The following is a 24,386-nucleotide window of genomic DNA, read 5'->3' on the forward strand; positions in this document are numbered from 1 at the left end:
AGCGTTGAAGTACACGTATGATGACGCAGATAAGGCCAATTGCCATCACTTAATCCACAGCAGTGCATGACCGTCGGTCGGCAAAAAAACTATGCATTCGGTCAGACTCTGTAGAGGTTATCGACGCGGTCTTGAAAATCTGTAGTCGACGGGAAAGGCTTTTCTAGACCGGCACCCGCTCGCGCCGCATCCACATCTCGAACGCCATCGCGTTCAGCGGACGGCTGATCAGGTAGCCCTGGGCAGTGTCGCAATTCCACTGCTTGAGCAGCTTGAGGCTGGGGGCGAATTCCACGCCCTCGGCCACCACTTTGAGCCCGAGGTTGTGGCTCATCTCGATGGTGGAGCGCACGATAACGCCGTCGCCGCTGGTGCCGTTGAGGTTGCGTACGAAGGACTGGTCGATCTTCAACTCCTGCACCGGCAAGCGCTGCAATTGCGCGAGGGACGAGTAGCCGGTGCCGAAGTCATCCACCGACAGGCTGATGCCGCAGCCGCGCAGTTGCTCAAGCACGCTGAGGGCCTGTTGCGGGTTGTGCATGATCGCGCTTTCGGTGATTTCGAAGATCAGTTGCTCGGCGTCCACCTGGTACTGCATCAACAGCGCGGTGACGCGAATCGCCAGGTCGTCATCAGCAAGGTCGTCCACCGAGATATTCACCGACAGCTGGATCAGCAGGCCGCGCTGCGCCCATTCGGCGATCTGGCGAACCGCTTCTTCGATCACCCACAGCGTCAGGCTGCTCATGCTGCCGGTGCGTTCGGCCAGGGGGATGAACTCGGCGGGAGACACCTGGCCCAGGGTCGGGTGCTGCCAGCGCAACAAGGCTTCGGCCTGGCGCACATGGCCGTGCTTGAGGTCGAGTTTGGGCTGGTAGCACAGGAACAACTCGCCTTCGATGGCGGCACGCCGCAGGTCGCGGATCAGGGTGATCTGGCGCTGATGGGCCAGGTCGCGGTCCTGCTGGTAGATCTGCAGATGCCCCGGCAGGCTCGCGGCGTCATGCCGGGCGATAGCGGCGCGGCTGATCAACTCTTCCACTTGCTGGCCGTCGGCGGGGTAAGCGGCGATACCAATGCTCACTTCGTGGCGCAGTTCGTCATTGCCGATGCGCTGGGGCTCGGTGAGCAATGCATAGAGGCGGTCGGCACGGGCCACGGCGCGGTCGACCTCGGTGTTTTCCAGCAACAGCAGGAATTCACTGCCGGCGATGCGTGCTGCGGTGTCACTGGCCAACAGGCTCATGGCCAGGCAGCGACTGGCTTCGCGCAGCATTTCCTCGACGCCTTCGGGGCCGAAACCTTCGTTGATCAGCCGGTAATTTTCGATCCCCACGTACAGCAACACCACCGGCCTGCCTGCGCTGATCGCACTGCCCAGGCGCTCCATCGCCAGGGCGCGATTGGGCAGGCCGGTGAGCGGATCATGCAACGCGTTGTGCGCCAGTTGCCGCTCACGCACGGCGATGCCGCTTTGCATGGCGTTGAACGCACGGGCCAACAGGCCGAACTCATCATGGCTGCGCACCCGCACCGGCGTGCGGTAGTCACCGGCGCCGATGCGTTCGGCCGCCTGCACCAGCGCATTGAGCGGACGCGACACCCGCCGCGCCAAAAACAACGCGCCGGCCAATGACACCACCAGCACCGCCAGGGCAATCCCGAGGAACTGCCGGTCCAGCGGCGCGAAGGATTCCAGGGCGTGGTCCAGCGGGCTTTGCAACAGCACCCGCACTTCATCGCCGTCGCCCGTATTGGCGAGTGGCAACACCTGGCTGAGCACGCGCTGGCCGTAGAACAAATGGATCTGCGGTTCGGGGTCGACGTGCCCTTCGCGCAACAGGCTGAGGGTGCCGGCCTGGTAGGCGTCCGGCTGCGTGCTGAACAACGGGCCGGGCTGGCCGTCCTGCACGCTGAGGAACGACACCTCCAGGTTGCTCATGGAGCGCAGTTCATTGGCGAACAGCTTGTCCATGGGGAACCCCATGACGATGCGTGCGATCGGCAGCTCGTCGATCACTTCATCCTGCACCAACAGATAAGGCCGTCCATCCAAGGCCACGATCAGCATCTGCAGGCCCGTGCGCCGCGCGTGACGCAGGGCATTGTCGTAGGGGAAAAACTGGCCACGGGTGAGGATCGGCAACGTGCTGACCATGACCTTGCCATCCAGGCCCAGCACAAACACCTCGCTGGAACGGATACCCGTGCCGTGACGGCGCAGCGCGGCCAGAATCGGCACGGTCTTGCCGTCGGCCACGGCTTGCTTGAACGGCAGGTCGACGGTCAGCCAGTCCAGGCCGTATTGCAGGCGACGCCCGCGCAGATCGAGCAGGCGTTCGAACACCTGGCTGCCGGTTTTCAGCTGGACTTGCGCCTGGTTTTCCATGGCGCGGGCGGTGGCGGTCTTCACAGAGAAATAGGTGGCGGCTACCACCACCAGCAGCAACAGCGCGAGCACCCCGGCGATGCGGGTCTGGAACGTGTGGCGCCACCTCATTGCAGTACCCTCTGGCAGCGTTCGCCTCTCTCTGCCATTACGTCCCTTTGTCATGTGCATTCCCTGCGACTGCTGACCTGGCGTCAAAAAAATATCCATTTGGATTGAATATTCGGTTTCAGGAGATTAGCTGGGAGTGGGCTTAAGTGCACCCAATAAAACCCGAGGGTTTTGTGGCGGTTTTTTGGCGACAATGGGTTGGCTAGTGGGTTAGGTTGAGTTGAGTTGAGTACATATCCGTTATTTGGGTAACGGCGGATATTGGTTCCGCCCTTACGGCGGCTCACTTTTGATAGAGCGCAAAAGTAAGCAAAACGCTCTTGCCCCAACACTCGGCACCTCGCTTAGGCTCGGTGTGCCCGTAATTCGACAGTGATTTGGGGGGCCGCCGCCACGCGCCATCCATGGCGCGGGGCGGCTAAACCGGCATCCCTGCCGGTTTACCCCCCAAATCCCTGCCGAATTCCGGCCAGCGTGTTTGACGGGGCGCCTAAGATCAAAATCAAAAGCAGATCAAAAGCCAGAGCCAGAGCCAGAGCCAGAGCCAGAGCCAGAGCAAACCACCCTTCAACTGATACATGAAGATCAAACTGTGGGAGGGGGCTTGCCCCCGATGGCAGTGGGTCAGTCACTGATGAGTTGGCTGACACACCGCCATCGGGGGCAAGCCCCCTCCCACACTTTGACCGAGTACCGGCCATTCAATCCGGTCGGCTCTAAGGCCGCCGCGCTCTTGATCTTGATCTGGGGCGCCCCGTCAAACACGCTAGCCGGAGTGAGGGCACACCGAGCCTAGGCGAGGTGCCGAGTGTTGGGGCGAAGCGTTTTTGGTTACTTTTTGCGCTCTTCAAAAAGTGACCCGCTGTAAGAGCGGAACCATAGGTGGCCGTTACCTAAATAACGGATATGTACTCAATCAACCAATCACCCCCCCCGAGCCCGCATAAAATCCCCCCACCGCCGCACCAGATAATTATGCTCATCCATCACCGAGTTCCACACCGCAATATGCCCCATGCGCTGCTCATAAGACCCCCCATCCCGCACTTCCCCCACATCGATCAGCGGCAACCCATCACTGCCCAGCAACTCCTCCCGCGCCGGCAGCCCCGCATACCAGTAATCCCACTCCGCACTGCTCAAATGATCACGACTGCGCGCCGGGTTACCGATGTAGTACCCCTGCCGCGCCATCACCGCCCCAGGCCAGCCGGACAACCACCAGTTCAAATACGCATACGCCGCGTCCAGCACCACCCCCTTGGCATGCCGCGACAACGACAACCCACCAAACCACGCGCGATAACCTTCGCGCGGCACCGCCAGGCGGTACTTAACCCCCGCGCGATGCAGGCGCATCAAGGTCGGCGACCACAGGCTCTGGATATCGATACTCGGGCTGAGCATCAACTGCGCAGCCTCTTCATCATCGGACCAGAACGCCGCGAAGTGCCCTTCTTTCTGTTTGCGCACGAGGATGTCCGCGAGCACGTCGATCTCCTCGATGCTCATATTGCCGATGTCCCTGAAGCTGGCCAGCCCCGCGCCCTGTACCGCCAGTGCGGCGTCCAGGGCGCCGATGGCGGCGTCGCTTTGCAGCGCGGTGCGCGCACGCCAAGCCGGGTCCAGCAGCCAACCCCAGCTCTCGTTGCCGTGGCAAAAACCCTCAGGCAAGCGCTCGGGGCGGTAGGCGAAACTGTCGGCGTTGTGGGTCAGCGGCAGCATGCTGATGCGCTCGGTGACCGTGCTGCCGAGGCTGCCGTCGTGCTGTACGAACAGCCGCTCACTGGGCACGCTGCCGCTGCCCAGGCGGTCGTCGGCCGATAGGCGCCCGCGCTTGGGCAGGTCGTTGATCTCATGCCACAAGGCGATACGCCGAGTGTCGATGGGTTGGATCGCCTGGGCCGGCCACACAAAGTCGACGTTGTGGAACCACTGGTCGTACAGGTCGTAGCTGTCGGGCTGCATCACCGCGATACGCTGGGCCTGTTCGACGTCGTGCACCTGGTACACCAGGCGAATGCCCAGTTCCTGTTCGGCGCGTACGCGCAGGCATTCGAGCAGGGTAACGGAGGTGCCAAGGACGCGCAGTGTGATCATACGGCGAACCGCCGCGAGAACACGTCGAAAGAGCGCCGCAGCAGCGCAGGGTCGAGGCCACGCAGAATAAACACCAGGCGCGATTGGCGGTCGGTGCCTGGCCACGCCGGCAAATGCACCGGCGCGTGCAGGCAATGCTGCACGCCATGGATGACGATGGGAGCGTTACTGGCGTTCACGTTGAGCAGCCCTTTGACCCGGAGGATTCGTTCGCCGTGGCATCTTAACAGCATCGACAACCACACTCCGAAACCCACCCAGTCCAGCGGCTGGTCAAAGGTCAGGCTGCACACTTGTGCGGCGCCGTGGGTGGCGGTGGTGGTGCGATGCAACTGCCAACGGCTGACTTCAACCGCAGGTTCGGCGCTGCGCAAACCTTCGCCGAGCAGTAACTGGTCGCCGCTGTGAATGTCCTGGGTATTGAAGATCGGCGTGCCGGCATTGAGTGCCTGCAAGTGGTTGCGCAACACAGTGCAGTCACCGGCCAGATCGGTCTTGCTCAACAACAGGCGATCCGCCGCCGCCACCTGCGCCAGCCATTCCGGGTGCAGGCGTTCTTGCAGGGCGGCATGGCTGGCGTCGACCAGGGTGATCACCAGGCCGATATGGAAACGCCCGCGCAGTTGCACATCGTTGTTCAAAGTCGCGAGGATCGGCGCCGGGTCGGCCAGGCCGGTGGTCTCCAGGATCACCCGCTTGAACGCCGGGATTTCACCGCGCTCACGGCGTTGCAACAGACCGAGCAACGCGTCTTTCAACTCGCCACGGATCGAGCAGCACACACAGCCGCTGGGCAGCAGCACAGTGTCCGGCGCCACCTCCTCCACCAGCAGGTGGTCGATGCCGACGTCACCGAACTCGTTGATCAGCAACGCGGTGTCGCCCAGGCTTTCGCCTTGCAGCAAGCGCTTGAGCAAGGTGGTCTTGCCGCTGCCAAGAAAACCAGTGATGACGTTGAGGGCGATGCTCATACGCAGGCCTCCAAATGATCGAGCAAGCGTGGGTCGAGCGGGTCCAACGGGCGGCCGAGCATGGTCTCGGCGGCCCGCCAGAGTTGATCCAGGCCGCTGGCAAGTTCCTGTTTCCCGGTAGCGCCCAACAGCAGATAAGACGCGCCCTGGAAGTCCTCGACCTTGAGCCGGAACACCGCCAGCACCTGGTTGATCGCCGCAATCCGGCGCAGGCGTTCGCGGCGCCGGGGCAGTTCGTCACCCAGGGGATCGCTCCAGTGCAGGTCTTCGCCGAGCAGCCCGCAGAGTCCGCACATGGCTACACCTCACTCATGGCATGACATCGCCGGAGTTCGGGCCCAGGGTCTGGCCGACGAACAGGTTGCCGCCCGGCTCGCTGGCCAGCAGCACCGCCACCGGTGCCACTTCATCCGCCAGGCCGAAGCGGCCCAGGGGCAGCTCCTTGGCCTTGGCACGCTTCCAGTCCTCGCTGATGCCGCCGACCAGGGGCGTCTCGATCGGGCCGGGGGCGATGGCGTTGACCAGCACATTGTCCTTGGCCACTTCCAGCGCCAGGGATTTGGTAAAACCGATCACCCCCGCCTTGGCCGCTGCGTAATGGGTCAACTCGGCGCCACCCTTGATGCCCAGTTGCGAAGCCACATTGATGATCCGCCCCCAGCGCTGCGCGAGCATGTGCGGCAACGCGCGCTGGCTGGCGACGAACACGCTGGTGAGGTCGATGCGCAGCATGTCGTTCCACATTTCAAGGCTCAGGTCCACACAACGGGCTTGGGTGAGCATGCCGGCGTTGTTGACCAGGATGTCGATGCCGCCAAAGTGTTCGACGCAGCGGTCGACACTGGCCTGGGCACCTTCGACAGTGCCCACGTCGGCCAGGCATTCGAACACCTCGGCGCCGAGGTTGCGGCAGGTGATCGCGGTTTCGGCGAGGCTGGCCGCATTGCGGTCAGCCAGCACCAGGCGTGCGCCTTCAGCGGCGTAGGCACGGGCGATGGCCGCACCGATACCGCTGCCGGCGCCGGTGATCACGGCCCGACGGTTAAGAAGTTGAGGCATACACACATCTCCTACAGAAAACACAGTTCCAATGTGGGAGGGGGCTTGCCCCCGATGGCAGTTTGTCAGCCAGCTTATCTGTAGCTGACACTCTGCAATCGGGGGCAAGCCCCCTCCCACATTTGGATCGGGTACATCAGTCAGGCCAGCGCACGGTTAAACCACCGTCGATGACGATGCTTTGCCCGGTCAGATAACTCGACGCCTCACTGGTCAAAAACTGCACCAGCGACGCCACTTCATCCGCCCGCCCTACCCGCCCCAGCGGGATCGCCCGCGCCGCTTTCGCCAAGCCTTGCGGCCCCAGCGAATTTTTCGCGTCCAGCGACTGCGGCGTCTCGATCAGCCCCGGAATCACCGCATTGCAACGAATCCCCCGGGCCGCCAACTCCACCGCCAGCGACCGGCACAACCCCGGCACACCAGCCTTGGCCGCCGCGTAATGGCTGTGTTCCTGCCAGCCATACACGCCACCGGCAATCGACGAAATCGCCACCAGCGCGCCGCCTTCGGTCATATGCCGGGTGGCCGCACGGAAGGTGCGCATCACCCCCGTGAGGTCGACATTGAGCATCTCGTCCCACAACGCGTCGGTCATCTCCAGCAACGGTGCGCGGCGCAGCAGGCCGGCGTTGGCCACGGCGTAGTCCAGCCGGCCGAAATGCGCCACCGCCTGTTCGGCCAGGGCGTCCACCGAGGCGGTATTGCCCACGTCCAACGGCAGCATCAGGCATTCGCCGCTGGCTTCTTCCACCAGGCCGACGGTGGCCTGCGGGTCATGGGGATCGGCCGAGTAATACCCGCCAACCACCGCCACACCCACGCGGGCATAGGCCACCGCGAGGGCTTGGCCGATGCCGCTGGCGGCACCGGTAATCAAGGCAACTTTACGGCTCATCGATCACTCCTTACTGAACGGTTTCCGGACGCACATGGCGTGCGGCAAACATCAAGGCGCCGGACAGGAAGCACGGCAGCGCGCCGAACCACAGCGCGGCGGTCTGCCAGTCGCTGCCGGCGGACAACACTTGGGTCGCGCCAAAGCCTGCGACTACAGCGCCGATCGGCCCCATGGCGTGGATGATCGCGCCACCGGTCGCACGGATGCTGGTGGGGAAACTCTCGCTGATAAAGAACAGCGCCGCCGAGTAAGGCCCGATCAGGAAAAACAGGCCCAGGCTGTACAGCCCGACCACCATCGGCATATTGCTCGGGCCAAACAGCATCCCGGCGAACGCCAGGCCGCCGAGCATCCAGCCCAGGCCGATCACGTTGCGGCGGCCGATCTTGTCGCCCATCCAGCCGTGGCTGAGGTAACCGCAGTAGCCCACCAGGTTCGACAGCACGAGGATGATCAGCGAGTTCTCGAACGAGATGTGGTGCACGCTGACGATCACCGAAGTGCCCAGCACGCTGAACACCTGGATCGCTGCCCAGTTGAGCAACAGCGCGGCGCCGATCACCAGGGTGGCGCGGCGCGCCGGGCCACGGAAGGCGGCCTTGAGGCCGGCCTTGCTGTGTTCGTCGTAGTCCACGCCGTAGGTCACGGCGACGTTCTGCGCTTCTTTCACCGCACCGCTTTTACGCAGCTCGCTGATGCGCTGGTGGATCTGGAACTGCGGGCTCTCCTTGAGCTTGCGCGCCATGATCGCGATGACGATGGCCGGGATCGCCGCGAAGATAAAGCAGCCCTGCCAGCCGATGATCGGCAACAACAGCGCGGTCAACCCGGCCGCGATCAACGCACCGACCGGCCAGCCGCCTTGCACCAGGCTGTAGATAAAGCCACGGCGTTTGGTCAGGCGCGGGTCTTCCGAGGCGCCGTACAGCTCGCTCAGGTAGGTGGCGTTGACGGTCTCCTCGGCATAGCCCAGGCCGCCCAGAGAACGGATCAAAATCAGCGGCGACTTGCCCCACGCGCCGCCAATCGCAGTCAGCGCCGAACACAGCGCGGAGCCGGCCACGGTGAAGATAATGCCTTTGCGTCGGCCCAACTTGTCGACCACCGGGCCAATGGCAAACGCCACCACCGCCGTGCCCACCGCGACCCAGGTCGCGATTTCCGCTTGCTCCACTTCACCCCAGCCAAAGTGCCGGCCAATCTCCGGCAGCAAGGTGCCGAACAGGATGAAGTCATACACCGCAAACACCCAGGCGAAAAACGCGATCCAGGTGGCGAAGCGCACTTCCTGGGACGTCAGTTGCCGGGGTTTCCAGCCAGTCAGGTCAAGCTTGTTGTAGATGGACATGGGTCGCGCCTCAGGGGTGGTTGCAAAGGTTCAGGTACGCGGTTGGCGGCGGATGAAGTCGTCGGCGATTTCGTCGAAAGTGACGAAGCGCACACCGGCATGGCTTTGGATGTGTTCAATCAGGCGTTCCAGCATCAGCAGCACTTGCGGGCGGCCGGAGACATCGGGGTGAATGGTCATGGTGAACACCGCGTGTTCGTGTTCGCGGTAGACCCAGTCGAACTGGTCACGCCACATTTCTTCGAGGTGACGCGGGTTGACGAAACCGTGGCTGTTGGGGGCTTTCTTGATGAACATCATCGGCGGCAGGTCGTCGAGGTACCAGTTGGCCGGGATCTCCACCAGGTCGGTTTCTTCGCCGCGCACCAGGGGTTTCATCCAGGTGTCGGGGTGCTGGCTGTAGTCGATCTTGGTCCAGCTGTCACCCTTGCGCACGTAGTAGGGGTGGAAGTCGTTGTGCATCAGGCTGTGGTCGTACTTGATGCCTTTTTTCAGCAGCAGTTCGTTGGTGACCTTGCTGAATTCCCACCACGGCGCGACATAGCCGGTGGGGCGCTTGCCGGTGACCTGGGTGATCAGTTCGATGGATTTATCCAGGACGATTTCTTCCTGCTCGGCCGTCATCGCGATGGGGTTTTCGTGGCTGTAGCCGTGCACCCCGATTTCGTGACCGGCGTCGGCCACGGCCTTCATCTGCTCGGGGAAAGTTTCCATCGAGTGGCCGGGAATGAACCAGGTGGTACGCAGGCCATAGCGCTCGAACAATTTCAGCAGGCGCGGCGCGCCGACTTCACCGGCGAACAGGCCGCGGGAGATATCGTCCGGCGAGTCTTCGCCGCCGTATGAACCGAGCCAGCCGGCGACGGCGTCAACGTCGACGCCAAATGCACAGAGGATGTCTTTAGCCATGGTGTGTCTCCTTAAACGTTAAGTACGGTTTCGACGGACAACGCCGCGCGCAGCAGGCGCGCGTCTTCTCCGGTCGGGGCGCTGAGCAGCAGCCCGGTGGGCAGGCCCTGGGCATCGCGGCCGCTGGGCAGGGTCACGCCGGGCATGTCGAGCAAGCTGCCGGGCATGGTCAGGCGCAGGGTGGCGAGATTGGTTTTGACAAACAGGTCGTCGTCGGCCTCCAGCGCTGCCAGGGCGGGTGCGACATGGGCGACGGTCGGGGTGATCAGGAGTGCACCGTCGAGGTCGTCGATCAGTTGCTGTTGCAGGCGGCGGCGTGCGTCGGTCAGGTGGATAAGCTGACTGGCGGGCAGTGCGCGCGCGGCTTCGAGGCGGCGACGTACGCGAGGGTCGAGTTGCTCGGCGTCGGGGCTGTCGAGCAGCGCTTCATGCAGGGCAAAGGCTTCGAAGGAACCGAGCCAGCCGTGGTGCTTGATCAGGTCCAGGGTGGCCTGGAACGTCGCGCATTCACGCTCTTCAACAAGTGCGCCCCGGGCCTTGAGTTGCTCCACTGCGCGCAGCAGATTGTTGCGCACGGCGGGTTCAGCGTCCTGTTGCGCCAGCACAAAGCGCTGGCCCTTGAGGCTGCGGGCAGTGTGGGTCTGGGTACGGCCATGTAGCAGGTCGTCGATGGCCAGCGCATCGCGCACGCTGCGGGTCAGCGGGCCGAGGCTGTCGAGGCTGTGGGCCAGGGGGAACACGCCGTCGCGACTGTAGCGTCGGCTGCTGCTGCGGTAGCCCACCAGGCCATTGAACGCTGACGGGATGCGGATGGAACCGGCGGTGTCAGTGCCCATGGCGATGGGCACGATCCCGGCCGCCACCGCCACCGCCGAGCCGGACGACGAGCCGCCAGGAATGCGCGGTTGGTCGCCGCCATGGGGATTATGCGGCGTGCCGAAATGCGGGTTCAGGCCCAAGCCGGAATAAGCCAGTTCGCTCAGGTTGGTCTTGCCGATACTGACCATGCCGGCGCGGCACAACAGGCCGACCGTAGGCGCATCAAGCAACGCGGCAGGCGCGTTGCGGCGATAGGCAGCGCCTGCGGTGGTGATGCTGCCGGCCACATCGAACAGGTCCTTCCAGGCCAGCGGCACCCCATCGAACCCACTCAATGGCTGGCCGGCGCGCCAACGGGCAGCCGAGGCTTCGGCTTCACGGCGGGCACGCTCGGCGGTCAGGCTGATGAACACGGCCGGGGTTTGGCTGGCCTTATCAAGTGCCTGTTCGAGGACTTGCACCGGGTCGCTGCGACCGCTGGCGAAATCCTCGGCCATGGAAGTGGCGTCTGACATCGACTTGATCCTCATAAAACGTACATATTAATAAAATGTACGTTTTACAAAGGCAGGTTCCGTGCCAGCCTGTATCGTGACGTTTGTGCGCGGTGAGGGATATTTGCCCAGAGCAGCGGGATAGATGCTTTTAGATGGCAGGAAAAATCTTGCCAGGACACGGAAGAGCGCCTTCAATGAAATAATGTATCTTTTATTAATAAGTACATTTTGGTGCAGAAAAGTAACATCCTCACTTTCCAGGCCCCAAAAAAGTGCCACCGACGTGGCGCAGAGTGACAGGCACGACTTATGAGAGAATCCTCGGCCCCAGACTCTTCAGCCCAGAGAATGCAATGAAAGCAGTGTCCGCCTCGGCCTCCCGTTACGCGATGATTCACAAGGTGATGCGTGACGCGATCGTCAACGGCACTGCGCGCCACGGCCTGGTCTTGCTGGAAGCACCGCTGGCCGAATTGTTCGGCACCAGTCGCGTGCCGGTGCGCAAGGCCCTGGACCTGTTGCATGAAGAAGGCCTGATCTGTCGCTTCAACGGCCGGGGTTACCTGATCAACCCCGAAGGCCTGGCGATGGAACCGCTGCGCCTGCCCCTGAGCCATGCACACCTGGGGCTCAACGGTGAGGATGAACTGGTGGATACGCGGCCGTTGGGCGAACGCATCGTCGAAGAGATCGGCACGGCGCTGTCCACCTGCATCGCCTTCGGCCATTACCGCCTCGACGAGCAAGCCGCCGCCGACCACTACGGTGTCAGCCGCGCAGTGGTGCGCGAAGCGCTGATGCGCCTGCGCGACCGTGGCCTGGTGGAAAAGGAGCCCTACTCGCAATGGCTGGCGGGGCCTTTGACAGCACGGGAAGTCACCGAAGACTACGAGCTGCGCGCCTGTCTGGAACCTGAAGCGCTGCGCCAGAGCGCGCCCCACCTCGACCGCGAGTTGCTCGAAGCCATGTTGCAGCGCGTGCAGGCCGCTCAGGACAGCCCCCACTGCAGTCTGGAGGCCATCGAACAGATCGAGGAAGACTTGCACCAACGCTGCCTGGCCGGCCTGCAGAACCGCAAGATCGCGGCGTTGATCCGCCAAGGTCAGAGCCCAATGATCATCAGCCGGATTTTCTACCGCTTGCTGGGGATCGGCGCGGATCCAGCCATGCTGGCCGAACATCGGTTGATATTGGAGCTGCTGCTGCATGGTGCGTTTGATGCGGCGGCGCTGAACCTGCGCGAGCATTTGCAGCGGGCCAGGCAACGTATGTTGCAGCGGTTGAAGGTGCTGTCGGTGTTACCGGAGCAGCCGTTGCCGAGTTATCTGCACAAGATCAGCTGAATTCATGCAATTTGTTGCTAACTCCACCCCGCCATTGAAACCACCACTGCCCCGCCCCATCTAAGCACCATACTTCCTTATGCAGGTGCCCCATGAGCGACCAGCAAGATTTCCCCGATTACGACCTCAACGACTACGCCGACCCCGAAAACGCTGAATCCGCCTCGTCCAACACCGGCCTGGCCCTGCCTGGGCAAAACCTGCCGGACAAGGTCTATATCATCCCGATCCACAATCGGCCATTCTTCCCGGCGCAAGTGCTGCCGGTAATCGTCAATGAAGAACCATGGGCCGAAACCCTGGAGCTGGTAAGCAAGTCCGATCACCACTCCCTGGCCCTGTTCTTCATGGACACGCCGCCGGAAGACCCGCGCCACTTCGACACCTCCAGCCTGCCGTTGTACGGCACCCTGGTGAAGGTGCACCACGCCAGCCGCGAGAACGGCAAGCTGCAATTCGTCGCCCAGGGCCTGACCCGCGTGCGCATCAAGACCTGGCTCAAGCATCACCGCCCACCGTATCTGGTGGAAGTCGAATACCCGCACCAGCCCAGCGAGCCGACCGACGAGGTCAAGGCCTATGGCATGGCGCTGATCAATGCGATCAAGGAACTGCTGCCGCTCAACCCGCTGTACAGCGAAGAACTGAAGAACTACCTCAACCGCTTCAGCCCCAACGACCCGTCGCCGCTTACCGACTTCGCCGCCGCGCTGACCTCGGCCACCGGTAACGAGTTGCAGGAAGTGCTGGACTGCGTGCCCATGCTCAAGCGCATGGAAAAAGTGCTGCCGATGCTGCGCAAGGAAGTCGAAGTCGCCCGCCTGCAAAAAGAACTCTCCGCCGAGGTGAACCGCAAGATCGGCGAGCACCAGCGTGAGTTCTTCCTCAAGGAACAGCTCAAGGTCATCCAGCAGGAGCTGGGCCTGACCAAGGACGACCGCAGCGCGGACGTCGAACAGTTCGAGCAACGCCTGGAAGGTAAAGTGCTGCCGGCTCAGGCGAAAAAACGCATTGATGAAGAGCTGAACAAGCTGTCGATCCTCGAGACCGGTTCGCCGGAATACGCGGTAACGCGCAACTACCTGGACTGGGCCACCTCGGTGCCGTGGGGCGTGTACGGCGAGGACAAACTCGACCTGAAACACGCACGCAAGGTATTGGATAAACACCACGCGGGCCTGGATGACATCAAGAGTCGCATCCTCGAGTTCCTCGCGGTGGGCGCCTATAAAGGCGAAGTCGCCGGCTCGATCGTGCTGCTGGTCGGCCCACCGGGTGTGGGCAAGACCAGTGTGGGCAAATCCATCGCCGAGTCCCTGGGCCGGCCGTTCTATCGCTTCAGCGTCGGCGGCATGCGCGACGAGGCCGAGATCAAGGGTCATCGCCGCACCTACATCGGCGCGCTGCCCGGCAAGCTGGTGCAGGCGCTCAAGGACGTGGAGGTGATGAACCCGGTGATCATGCTCGACGAGATCGACAAGATGGGCCAGAGCTTCCAGGGCGACCCGGCGTCGGCGCTGCTGGAAACCCTCGACCCGGAGCAGAACGTCGAATTCCTTGACCACTACCTGGACCTGCGCCTGGACCTGTCCAAAGTGCTGTTCGTGTGCACCGCCAACACCCTGGATTCCATCCCCGGCCCGTTGCTGGACCGCATGGAAGTAATTCGCCTGTCGGGCTATATCACCGAAGAAAAAGTCGCCATCGCCAAGCGTCACCTGTGGCCCAAGCAGCTGGAAAAAGCCGGTGTGGCGAAAACCAGCCTGACCATCAGCGACGGCGCCCTGCGCGCACTCATCGACGGTTATGCTCGCGAAGCCGGGGTGCGCCAGTTGGAGAAACAACTGGGCAAACTGGTGCGCAAGGCGGTGGTCAAGCTGCTGGATGAGCCGGACTCGGTGATCAAGATCGGCAACAAGGACCTGGAAAGCTCCCTGGGCATGCCGGTGTTCCGCAATGAGCAAGTGCTGTCCGGCACCGGCGTGATCACCGGCCTGGCCTGGACCAGCATGGGCGGCGCAACCTTGCCGATCGAGGCCACGCGCATCCATACGCTCAACCGCGGCTTCAAGCTCACCGGGCAATTGGGTGAAGTGATGAAGGAATCCGCCGAAATCGCCTACAGCTACATCAGTTCGAACCTGAAATCGTTTGGCGGCGATCCGAAATTCTTCGATGAAGCCTTCGTGCACTTGCATGTGCCGGAAGGCGCCACGCCCAAAGACGGCCCGAGCGCCGGGGTGACCATGGCCAGTGCGTTGTTGTCGCTGGCGCGTAACCAGCCGCCGAAAAAAGGCGTGGCCATGACCGGCGAACTGACGTTGACCGGGCATGTGCTGCCGATTGGCGGGGTGCGTGAGAAGGTGATCGCGGCCCGGCGCCAGAAGATCCATGAGCTGATCTTGCCGGAGCCGAACCGTGGCAGTTTTGAAGAGTTGCCGGAGTACCTCAAGGAAGGCATGACGGTGCACTTTGCCAAGCGCTTTGCGGATGTGGCGAAGGTGCTCTTCTGACAGCTATCCAGCGCCTGGTATGACGCCATCGCGGGCAAGCCCACTCCCACATTTGAATGTGTTCACAAATCAAAATGTGGGAGGGGGCTTGCCCGCGATGGGGCCAGAACATTCATCACAAAATCCCCTGTTGTCACACCTTGTCTCATCTTCGGTTATGCTCGCCCTTCGTCGTGAATGAACGGAGCCCCCATGACCGCTGCCCGCCTGCTTCTCCCCTTGAGCCTTGCCCTGCTGGCCGCGTGTGCCAGCGCACCGAAGCAAAACATCAGCGTGGACAACCAGAGCACCTGCCCGCTTCAACTTAAAACCGGGCAAAACCTGATCCTCACCCTCCCAAGCAACCCCACCACCGGTTACCGCTGGGCCATCCAGGATTCCGCTGGCGGCGTACTGCGTGCGTTGAGCCCTGAGGTCTACAGCAGCACAGAATCCGGCGTGATCGGCGGCGGCGGCCAATCGACCTGGCGCTTCCAGGCCTTCGCCGCCGGCCAGGGCCGTTTGCGCCTGACCTCCCAGCAACCCTGGGAGCCGGAAGCCGAGCCCGTCGAAACCTTTGACTGCGCCATTACGGTGAACTGATATGCCTTGGCTGATTCTTGCGTTGATGGGCGCCGGCACTTTCATCTACGGCCTGACCACCCATGCCACCTTATTGTGCCTGCTGGTCAAGCCACTGCCGGTGCTGGCGCTGCTGGGCTGGCTGCATGATGCACCGCCCACCGACTATCGACGCTGGATCAGCCTGGGGCTGATTTTCTCCTTGGTGGGCGACGTGTTGCTGGCCTGGCCCGGCGACCTGTTTATCTTTGGCCTGGGTGCGTTCCTGTTTGCGCACCTGGCGTACCTCAAGGCCTATTTCAGCGACTGCCGTCGTCTTGCATGGCTGCCGCTGCTACTGGCGTTGGGCGTGGGCGCGATCCTGCTGAGCATCCTGATTTCCCACGGCCTGGGCGACCTGCTGATTCCGGTGGTGGTGTATGCGCTGGTGATCAGCGCCATGCTCTGGCGTGCACTGGCACGCTTGGGCAGTGAAGTGCCGCAGCGCTCGGCACTGCTGGCGGCGGCGGGCGCGGCGTCGTTTGTGTTTTCCGACACGCTGATCGGGATCAATCGGTTTGTGGTGGCGTTCGAGGCGGCGCCGTATTTGCTGATCGTCACTTATTGGCTGGGACAATGGGGCATCACCGCCTCGGCTTTCCATCAGACAACCCGCGCATCCGAGGGCCAAGTTGGCTAAAATGCCGGCCTTTCCCCAATCGTCGCCGGAACAACCGTGAGCAAAGAACCCGATCGCCTATTCGCCCAGCCCCTGCCCCAGGTGCCGGACTTCGCCTTCAACGAAGACGTGGTGCGGGTGTTCCCGGACATGATCAAGCGCTCGGTGCCGGGTTACCCGACCATCGTTGAGAACCTCGGCGTACTCGCGGCGCAATTTGCCCAACCCAATAGCGTGCTCTATGACCTGGGCTCGTCCCTCGGCGCGGTCACCCAGGCCCTGCGTCGCCATGTGCGCACTGACGGTTGCCGGGTGATCGCGGTGGATAACTCGACGGCGATGGTCGAGCGCTGCCGTGAATACCTCAACGGCCAGGACTCGATGTTCCAGGAGTTGCTGCCGGTCGAGGTGATCGAGGGCGATATCCTCGCACTGCAATTTGCCCCGGCCTCGGTGGTGGCGCTGAATTTCACCCTGCAATTCATTGCCCCCGATGAGCGCCTGGCGTTGCTCTCGCGCATCCGCCAAGCGCTGTTGCCGGGCGGTGCGTTGATCCTGTCGGAGAAATTGCGCTTCAACAATGCCGAAGAACACGCGCTGCTCACCGACCTGCATATCGCGTTCAAACGCGCCAACGGCTACAGCGAACTGGAAATCGCCCAGAAGCGCAGCGCCATCGAAAACGTCATGAAGCCCGACAGCCTCGAAGAACACCGCGAACGCCTGCTGGCGGCCGGGTTCTCTAAAGTCGTGCCGTGGTTCCAGTGTCTTAACTTTGCCTCGTTGATTGCCTTGCCATGATTGATCTGTCCCCCCTCGCCCGCCACCTGGTCGGCACTCCCCTGGCCGTGTGGGCCCAGGGCCTGCAAGCGCAACTCGACAGCAAGATGGAAAAGGGTCATGGCGACCTTGCGCGTTGGCAGAGTGCGCTGGATGCGCTGCCCAAGATCCAGCCCAGCGACGTGGATTTGCTCAACGGCCTGACACTCGACACCGACTGCGACGATGACACCCGCGCGCAGATGCACACTGCGTTGATGGGCCTGAGCCCGTGGCGCAAAGGGCCGTTCAACCTGTTCGGCGTGCATGTGGACACCGAGTGGCGCTCGGACTGGAAATGGTCGCGGGTTGCGCCGCACCTGAACCTGAAGGGCAAGCGCATTCTCGATGTCGGCTGCGGCAACGGCTACTACATGTGGCGCATGCTCGGCGCCGGCGCCGACAGCGTGATCGGCGTGGACCCGAATTGGCTGTTTTTCTGCCAGTTCCAGGCGGTGCAGCGTTACCTCTCCGAGCCCAAGGCCTGGCACCTACCGTTCCCGTTCGAAGACCTGCCAGCGAATCTGGAAGGTTTTGATACGGTGTTTTCCATGGGCGTGTTCTATCACCGGCGTTCGCCCATCGAGCATTTGCTGGCGTTGAAAGACACCTTGGTCAAAGGCGGCGAACTGGTCTTGGAAACCTTGGTGGTGGAAGGCGATCAGCAACAAGTGCTGGTGCCGGAAGATCGCTACGCGCAGATGCGTAACGTGTGGTTCCTGCCCTCAGTGCCGGCGCTGATGCTATGGCTGCGCCGTGCAGGCTTCAGCGATGTGCGCTGCGTGGATGTGAGCGTGACCACGGTCGAGGAACAGCGCGGGACGGAGTGGATGAAGTACCAGTCGCTGAGTGACTTCCTCGACCCCGAAGACCACAGCAAGACGATAGAAGGGCTGCCGGCGCCGATGCGGGCGGTGATCGTCGCCAGGAAGTGACGCTGATACCTCACTGATAAAATAGAGTTCCAAATGTGGGAGGGGGCTTGCCCCCGATGGCGGTGTATCAGTCATAAATATGCTTACTGACCCACTGCTATCGGGGGCAAGCCCCCTCCCACATTTTGATCTCCAGCGTCGTTTAGAGAGCAGGTTTGGCCCGGCGCGCCCTGAAGAACTCGCTCAATACCGTCCCGCACTCCTCAGCCAGCACACCACCCTCGAACAACACTCGATGATTCAGAAAGCCCTGGGTAAAAAACTGCCCCTGGCTTTGCACGATCCCCGCCTTGGGCTCCAGCGCGCCATACACCACACGGGCAACCCGTGAATGAACGATCAGGCCCGCGCACATGCTGCACGGTTCCAGGGTCACGTAAAGGGTGCTGCCCACCAGGCGGTAATTGCTGATGGCTTGCGCGGCGGCGCGGATGGCGACCATCTCAGCGTGAGCGCTGGGGTCGTTGCCGCTGATCGGGCAGTTGAAGCCTCGGCCGATGATCTGACCGTCCTGCACCAGCACCGCGCCGACGGGCACTTCACCCAGCGCAGCACCTTGGGCGGCGAGGGCCAGGGCTTCGCGCATAAAGTCCTGGTCGCGGCTGCGGTCGATGATCGCGGTGGGGCGGATCTGGCGCATCACGCCACCTCGATGGCGGCCATCAGGCCGGTTTCCATGTGGTCGATCACGTGGCAGTGGAACATCCAGACGCCTGGGTTATCCGCCACCAACGCCACGCGGGCACGCTCGTTCTTGCCCAGCAGGTAGGTATCGGTGAAATACGGGATCACCTTGTGGCGGTTCGAGGCGATCACCTTGAAGCTCATGCCGTGCAGGTGGATCGGGTGCTGGTACTGGGTCATGTTCTTCAATTCGAAAATGTAGCTCTTGCCCTTCTCCAGCTTGGCAATCGGACGATCGGCGCAGGTCTTGTCGGTGATGTCCCAGGCCTTGCCGTTGATCTGCCACAGGCTGGGTGGCTTGCCGTTGTCGGTATCGACCGAGACCGAACCCACCCACTCGAAATTGAAGTTGAGTTTCTCGGCATTGGCCAGGTCCGGCTCGCTGATCGGGTTGGCAGGCAACGCAGACGGCCATTCGCCGGGCGCATCGGTATTGGCGACCGAACGGAAGGTGCCGAGGCGCACCGGACCGTTGCGGATCGACAGTTCCTCGCCCACCGGCGGCGCCTTGATCGCCAGGCAGATACGCATGCCCGGGCCCAACCAATATTCCTTGCCCAGGGGGCGTGGCTCGATGGGGTTGCCGTCCAGCGCGTAGATCTGCGCTTCAACATCCGGGATGTTGATGCGATAGGTCAGGGTGTTGTCGAGGTTGAGCAACCGCACGCGGGTGATCTGCCCGGCCGGCAAATCGATCACCGCCTGGGACACGCCGTTGATCGTCGACAAACGCCCTGCCGTACCGCCCCGAGCGGCCTCACGCGGGATACTGAACGCGACGAAAGCGCCCTCCTCATCCACATGCCAGCTTTTCAGGCTGAGGGTGCGTTCGTGCTTGAAACCTGTGGGTTCGCGCTCTTCGATGATCAACGGGCCGACCAGGCCACGGCCGAGTTCTTCGCTGCTGTTCACGTGGGGGTGGTACCAGTAGCTGCCGGCGTCGGGTACGCGGAATTTGTAGTCGAAGTATTCGCCGGGCAGTACCGGCAATTGTGAGACGTAGGGCACGCCGTCCATTTCCAGCGGCAGGCGAATGCCGTGCCAGTGAATGGTGGTGGCGACCGGCAGGTGGTTGATGAAACGCACCCGCAGCCATTCGCCCTGGCGCACCCGCAACTCGGTACCCGGCGCTGAGGGGCCGAATGCCCAGGCTTGGGTCTTGTGCCCTGGCACCAACTCCACGTCCAACGGCGCGGCGATCAGTTCGTAATCATGCCCAGCCTCGGCTTCGGCGACTTTCCCCAGCCAGTAGCGATAGGCGCCACCGGCACCGACGCCCACTACGGCCAGGCCTGCAAGACCACCCAGGATTTGTCGACGGGAAAAGGATCGGGACACAACAACCTCACGTATCGGCCGCAGGCCCAAGGCCTGCAAAGGGCAGATACGATACACCTGCAACGGCTAAACAGTAAGGGTTCGCATGTGGGAGGGGGCTTGCCCCTGATGGCGGTGTGTCAGCCATGGATGAGGTAGCTGACCCCTTGCTATCGGGGGCAAGCCCCCTCCCACATTGGATCTTCAGTGTTTTTTAGTGCTTGGCGGCGGCCAGGATCAGGGCTTTCATCTCGGCCACCGCGCCCTTGAAACCAACGAACAGCGCATGGGCCACCAGCGCATGGCCGATGTTCAGCTCATTGATGCCCTTGATCGCGGCCACGGCTTCGACGTTGTGGTAGTGCAGGCCATGGCCGGCGTTGACGATCAGGCCTTGCTTGAGGCCGCAACTCACACCGTCGATGATGCGTTGCAGTTCGTCAGCCACTTCGGTAGGGGTGGTGGCGTCGGCGTAACGACCGGTGTGCAGTTCGATGGCCGGTGCACCGACACGGCGCGAAGCTTCAATCTGGCGCTCGTCGGCGTCGATGAACAGCGAGACTTCACTGCCGATCTTCGACAGGCGCTCCACGGCGGCCTTGATCCGCGCTTCCTGGCCGGCCACGTCGAGGCCACCTTCGGTGGTCAGTTCCTGACGGGTTTCGGGCACCAGGCAGATGTGCGCCGGGCGGATGCGCTCGGCGAACTGCATCATTTCCTCGGTGACGCCCATTTCGAAGTTCATGCGGGTTTGCAGCACATCCTTGAGCAGCAGCACGTCGCGCTCCTGGATGTGGCGGCGGTCTTCGCGCAGGTGCACGGTGATGCCGTCGGCGCCCGCTTCTTCGGCGTCCAGCGCAGCCTTGACCGGGTCAGGGTAACGGGTGCCCCGGGCCTGGCGCAGGGTAGCGACGTGGTCGATGTTGACGCCAAGAAGAATGCGATTGCTGGTGGTCACGGAAGCGCTCCTGAAAAGGGAAAGAAACGCCGCACAGCATACACGGGGTTGTCAGGGCTTTCGAAACAACTCGCGACTGACCAGCGGGCGCCCGCCCAAATGCACAGCCAGGGCCTGGCGCATCAGGCGTTTGGCGGCGGACAAGGCGCCGGGCGCCGTCCAGTCCGCTTCGCTCATGGCCAGCAGCTCGGTGCCCTGGAACAGGCCGGGTTGCAGCAGATACACACGCTCGAGGCCGGCGTCCACCTGCAGGCGATACATGCCATCGGCGGCGATGGGCTCGCCGTGCAGGTCGTTGGCCAGTTCGAAGCCGTAGCCCAGGTCATCGAGCAGGCGCCATTCGAACGCACGCAGCAGCGGCTCCAAGGGACGACCTTCGGCCAGGGCCAACAGTGTGGCGGCGTAGTGATCGAAGACTGCCGGGTGCGGGTCTTCGGCGGGGAGCAGGCGGATCAGCAGTTCATTGAGGTAGAGGCCGCTGAACAGCGCGTCGCCGTTGAGCCAGGCCGAGGTGCCCACGCTTTCCATGCGGCCGACGTTTTTCAGCTCGCCCTTGCCGCGAAACTCCACGTCCAGGGCCACGAACGGCCGCGCCAGCGTGCCCGCCTTGCCCCGCGCACTGCGCAAGACTGCGCGCAGGCGGCCCTGGGGCGTGAGGAAGTCCACCAAGGCGCTTGTCTCGCGGTAGGCGCGGCTGTGCAGGACGTAGGCGAGTTGGCTGGGGGGTGGGGATTGGGACATGGCTGCTCACTGCTGGAATGCACTTTTGAAAACGACACAAACCTAATGTGGGAGGGGGCTTGCCCCCGATGGCAGTGTGTCAGTCACTTATTTGTCAACTGACCCACCGCCATCGGGGGCAAGCCCCCTCCCACATTTTCAGCCCTGCGGTGCATTCAGGACCTTACAGGTCGCCATAGCCCAGGGAGCGCAGTGCGCGCTCGTCATCGGACCAGCCGCCCTTCACCTTCACCCACAGGTTGAGCATGATCTTGGAATCGAACAGCAATTCCATGTCCTTGCGCGCCTCGGTGCCGATGCGCTTGATGCGCTCGCCCTTGTCGCCAATGATGATTTTCTTCTGGCCATCACGCTCGACGAGGATCAGCGCATGGATGTGCAAGGTCTTGCCCTGCTGCTTGAACTCTTCGATTTCCACGGTGATCTGGTACGGCAGCTCCGCGCCCATCTGGCGCATGATTTTCTCGCGCACCAGTTCAGCGGCGAGGAAGCGGCTGCTACGGTCGGTGATCTGGTCTTCCGGAAAGAAGTGCTCGTTCTCGGGCAGGTGCTCGGCGATCACGCGCTCCAGGGCATCGAGGTTGTGGCCGTGCTGGGCCGAGATCGGGATGATCTGGGCGTTCGGCAGTTGTTCCTGCAGCCAGCTCAGGTGCGGCATCAGCTCGGCTTTGTCTTCGATACGGTCGGTCTTGTTCAGCGCGACGATCAACGGACCGGTGACGTACTGCACACGTTCGAGGACCATCTGGTCTTCGTCGGTCCACTTGGTGCGGTCGACCACGAAGATCACCACGTCGACGTCTTTCAACGCCGCCGAAGCGGTCTTGTTCATGTAGCGGTTAAGCGCCTTCTCGCCACCCTTGTGCATGCCCGGGGTATCGACGTACACCGCTTGCACATTGCCTTCGGTCTTGATGCCCAGCATGTTGTGACGGGTGGTCTGCGGCTTGCGCGAGGTGATCGCCAGCTTCTGGCCGAGGATGTGGTTGAGCAACGTGGACTTGCCCACGTTCGGGCGGCCGACGATGGCAACATAGCCACAGCGTGTTGCGGTTGAATCAGTCATGGCCATTCTCCACGCCCAGGGCAATCAGTGCTGCGGCGGCCGCTACCTGTTCGGCAATACGGCGGCTCACACCCTGACCTCGGCTTTTTTCGTTCAGTAAGGTGATTTCACATTCCACGAAGAACACGCGGCAATGGGGCTCACCCTGGATATCCACCACTTCGTAGCGTGGCAGTTCGCACCCGCGGGACTGCAAAAATTCCTGCAGGCGGGTCTTGGGGTCTTTATTGGTGTCGACCAGCGTGAGGCTCTCGATCTCGGAGGTCAGCCAGGCGGTGACGCGCTCCTTGGCGGCTTCCATACCGGCATCGAGGTAGATCGCACCGATCAGCGCTTCAAGGGCATCGGCCAGGATCGACTCGCGACGGAAACCGCCGCTCTTCAACTCCCCGGAACCCAGGCGCAGGTACTCGCCCAGGCCAAAGCCACGGGCCAGCACGGCCAGGGTCTCGCCCTTCACCAGGCGCGCACGCAGGCGCGACAGCTGACCTTCACGGGCTTGGGGGAAGCGCTCGAACAGCGCCTCACCGGCGACGAAGTTGAGGATGGCATCACCGAGGAATTCCAGGCGCTCGTTGTTGCGCCCGGCAAAGCTGCGGTGTGTGAGGGCAAGGACCATCAATTCCTGGTCCTTGAAGGTGTAGCCGAGCTGGCGCTCGAGACGTGCTAGAGAAACGGTCACGGTTTATCCATATCTAGTTGGTGGCACCGGCGGCCATCGACGATTGACGCAGTGTTCAAATTCAAATCCTGGTTGGTGCTGCATGAGGCAGGACCGATTTGTCCCCACCCCAGAAAAGCATTCGGCGCTGTGTTCACAGCGCCGCCTGTATTACTTGATCAGCCCGACCCGCGAGAAGTTCGGCAGGTGGCTGAGTTTGGGTTCCGGCCAGCTCATCCAGACCGCAAAGGCCTTGCCGACGATATTCTGGTCGGGAACCATGCCCAGCAGGTCCTTGGGAATGTTGGGGTCATCCCAGTACCGGCTGTCATTGGAGTTGTCGCGGTTGTCGCCCATCATGAAGTAGTGCCCGGCCGGCACGGTCCACTGGCCGTCAGGCTGTGCACGGTAGCGGCTCATTTCCTTGCGGATCTCGTGCTCTACCGCACCGAGTTTTTCCTGGTACAGCTCGGCGCTGCCCAGGCTGTTCGGCTCGGAACCCAGCAGCTTCTCGGCCACCGACTCACCGTTGATGAACAGGCGCTTGTCACTGGTGTAGCGAATCACGTCGCCCGGCAGGCCTACCACACGCTTGATGTAGTTGACGTTCGGGTCGCTCGGGTAGCGGAACACCATCACATCGCCGCGCTGCGGGTCACCGACTTCGATGACCTTCTTGTCGATCACCGGCAGGCGGATCCCGTAGGAAAATTTGTTCACCAGGATGAAGTCGCCCACGTCCAGGGTAGGTTTCATCGACCCCGACGGGATCTGAAACGGCTCCACCAGGAACGAACGCAGCACCAGCACGATGAACAACACCGGGAAGAACGACTTGCCGTATTCAACCAGCAAAGGCTCTTTGTTCAGCTTCTCGATCACCACGCCATCGGGCTGGCTGACGCTGCCCTGATAGGCCGCGATAGCCGCCCGCCGACGCGGGGCGAAGAACACCAGATCGAGCAACGCCAGGAGACCGCAAACGGCAACGGCGATGACCAGCAACAGCGGGAAATTTAGCGACAT

22 protein-coding genes are annotated in these 24,386 nt (G+C 62.5%); 6 read left to right on the forward strand and 16 right to left on the reverse strand.

Annotation, left to right across the window (positions count from 1 at the left end):
• Positions 1-163: 163 nt before the first annotated feature.
• From NL123_RS24875 to NL123_RS24915, 9 genes are all read right to left on the reverse strand, one after another.
• On the reverse strand, positions 164-2,500 hold the full coding sequence (locus tag NL123_RS24875) for a putative bifunctional diguanylate cyclase/phosphodiesterase (protein WP_494356561.1): 2,337 nt from the start codon (positions 2,498-2,500) through the stop codon (positions 164-166).
• A 924-nt stretch (positions 2,501-3,424) separates the two neighbouring features.
• A complete protein-coding gene (locus NL123_RS24880; RefSeq protein WP_494356562.1) occupies positions 3,425-4,600 on the reverse strand; it encodes an ABC transporter substrate-binding protein in 1,176 nt (391 codons plus the stop codon).
• On the reverse strand, positions 4,597-5,571 hold the full coding sequence (locus tag NL123_RS24885) for a CobW family GTP-binding protein (RefSeq protein ID WP_494356563.1): 975 nt from the start codon (positions 5,569-5,571) through the stop codon (positions 4,597-4,599). Before NL123_RS24885 ends, NL123_RS24880 begins: the two co-directional genes overlap by 4 nt.
• On the reverse strand, positions 5,568-5,867 hold the full coding sequence (locus tag NL123_RS24890; protein ID WP_248486439.1) for a hypothetical protein: 300 nt from the start codon (positions 5,865-5,867) through the stop codon (positions 5,568-5,570). Before NL123_RS24890 ends, NL123_RS24885 begins: the two co-directional genes overlap by 4 nt.
• 13 nt (positions 5,868-5,880) lie before the next feature.
• Positions 5,881-6,630 (reverse strand): SDR family NAD(P)-dependent oxidoreductase, encoded by a 750-nt coding sequence (locus tag NL123_RS24895; protein WP_494356564.1) that lies wholly within the window; start codon positions 6,628-6,630, stop codon positions 5,881-5,883.
• A 136-nt stretch (positions 6,631-6,766) separates the two neighbouring features.
• Positions 6,767-7,528: an SDR family NAD(P)-dependent oxidoreductase gene (locus NL123_RS24900; protein ID WP_248486435.1), complete on the reverse strand. Its 762-nt coding sequence runs from the start codon at positions 7,526-7,528 to the stop codon at positions 6,767-6,769.
• A gap of 10 nt (positions 7,529-7,538) precedes the next feature.
• Positions 7,539-8,879 (reverse strand): MFS transporter, encoded by a 1,341-nt coding sequence (locus NL123_RS24905; RefSeq protein WP_071494004.1) that lies wholly within the window; start codon positions 8,877-8,879, stop codon positions 7,539-7,541.
• A gap of 30 nt (positions 8,880-8,909) precedes the next feature.
• Positions 8,910-9,788, reverse strand: a complete 879-nt coding sequence (locus NL123_RS24910) for a polysaccharide deacetylase family protein (RefSeq protein ID WP_010212857.1) — start codon at positions 9,786-9,788, stop codon at positions 8,910-8,912.
• Between the two features lie 11 nt (positions 9,789-9,799).
• A complete protein-coding gene (locus NL123_RS24915; protein ID WP_494356565.1) occupies positions 9,800-11,122 on the reverse strand; it encodes an amidase in 1,323 nt (440 codons plus the stop codon).
• Positions 11,123-11,457: 335 nt separating this feature from the next.
• Between NL123_RS24915 and NL123_RS24920 the strand changes: the two genes are divergently transcribed.
• From NL123_RS24920 to cmoB, 6 genes are all read left to right on the forward strand, one after another.
• The gene (locus NL123_RS24920) at positions 11,458-12,447 is read left to right on the forward strand and encodes a GntR family transcriptional regulator (RefSeq protein ID WP_494356566.1); all 990 of its coding nucleotides are present in this window, start codon (positions 11,458-11,460) and stop codon (positions 12,445-12,447) included.
• Between the two features lie 92 nt (positions 12,448-12,539).
• Positions 12,540-14,960, forward strand: a complete 2,421-nt coding sequence (gene lon, locus NL123_RS24925) for an endopeptidase La (protein WP_071488647.1) — start codon at positions 12,540-12,542, stop codon at positions 14,958-14,960.
• Positions 14,961-15,152: 192 nt separating this feature from the next.
• Positions 15,153-15,542, forward strand: coding sequence for a protease inhibitor I42 family protein (locus NL123_RS24930; RefSeq protein ID WP_248486427.1), 390 nt, complete (start codon positions 15,153-15,155; stop codon positions 15,540-15,542).
• A 1-nt stretch (position 15,543) separates the two neighbouring features.
• Positions 15,544-16,200 carry a lysoplasmalogenase gene (locus NL123_RS24935; protein WP_248486425.1) on the forward strand — a complete coding sequence of 219 codons (657 nt, stop codon included), beginning with the start codon at positions 15,544-15,546 and terminating at the stop codon, positions 16,198-16,200.
• Between the two features lie 36 nt (positions 16,201-16,236).
• Positions 16,237-16,980 carry a carboxy-S-adenosyl-L-methionine synthase CmoA gene (cmoA, locus tag NL123_RS24940; RefSeq protein ID WP_494356567.1) on the forward strand — a complete coding sequence of 248 codons (744 nt, stop codon included), beginning with the start codon at positions 16,237-16,239 and terminating at the stop codon, positions 16,978-16,980.
• Positions 16,977-17,933, forward strand: coding sequence for a tRNA 5-methoxyuridine(34)/uridine 5-oxyacetic acid(34) synthase CmoB (gene cmoB / locus NL123_RS24945; protein ID WP_248486421.1), 957 nt, complete (start codon positions 16,977-16,979; stop codon positions 17,931-17,933). The genes cmoA and cmoB overlap by 4 nt, the downstream gene beginning before the upstream one ends.
• Before the next feature lie 142 nt (positions 17,934-18,075).
• On the opposite strand, the gene tadA is transcribed toward cmoB, so the two are convergent.
• From tadA to lepB, 7 genes are all read right to left on the reverse strand, one after another.
• Positions 18,076-18,573: a tRNA adenosine(34) deaminase TadA gene (gene tadA / locus NL123_RS24950; protein WP_248486419.1), complete on the reverse strand. Its 498-nt coding sequence runs from the start codon at positions 18,571-18,573 to the stop codon at positions 18,076-18,078.
• Entirely contained in the window at positions 18,573-19,955 is a 1,383-nt protein-coding gene (locus tag NL123_RS24955) for a multicopper oxidase family protein (RefSeq protein WP_494356568.1), read from the reverse strand. Before NL123_RS24955 ends, tadA begins: the two co-directional genes overlap by 1 nt.
• 193 nt (positions 19,956-20,148) lie before the next feature.
• Entirely contained in the window at positions 20,149-20,892 is a 744-nt protein-coding gene (gene pdxJ, locus NL123_RS24960) for a pyridoxine 5'-phosphate synthase (protein ID WP_494356569.1), read from the reverse strand.
• Between the two features lie 51 nt (positions 20,893-20,943).
• Positions 20,944-21,633 carry a DNA repair protein RecO gene (gene recO / locus NL123_RS24965; protein WP_058425777.1) on the reverse strand — a complete coding sequence of 230 codons (690 nt, stop codon included), beginning with the start codon at positions 21,631-21,633 and terminating at the stop codon, positions 20,944-20,946.
• Positions 21,634-21,796: 163 nt separating this feature from the next.
• On the reverse strand, positions 21,797-22,699 hold the full coding sequence (era, locus tag NL123_RS24970) for a GTPase Era (protein WP_016978271.1): 903 nt from the start codon (positions 22,697-22,699) through the stop codon (positions 21,797-21,799).
• Complete coding sequence (gene rnc / locus NL123_RS24975) at positions 22,692-23,381, reverse strand: ribonuclease III (RefSeq protein ID WP_012722401.1); 690 nt, start codon at positions 23,379-23,381, stop codon at positions 22,692-22,694. The genes era and rnc overlap by 8 nt, the downstream gene beginning before the upstream one ends.
• 150 nt (positions 23,382-23,531) lie before the next feature.
• Positions 23,532-24,386 (reverse strand): signal peptidase I, encoded by an 855-nt coding sequence (gene lepB / locus NL123_RS24980; protein ID WP_248486414.1) that lies wholly within the window; start codon positions 24,384-24,386, stop codon positions 23,532-23,534.

The sequence above is a fragment of the Pseudomonas sp. FBCC-B1565 genome (genome assembly GCF_059133265.1).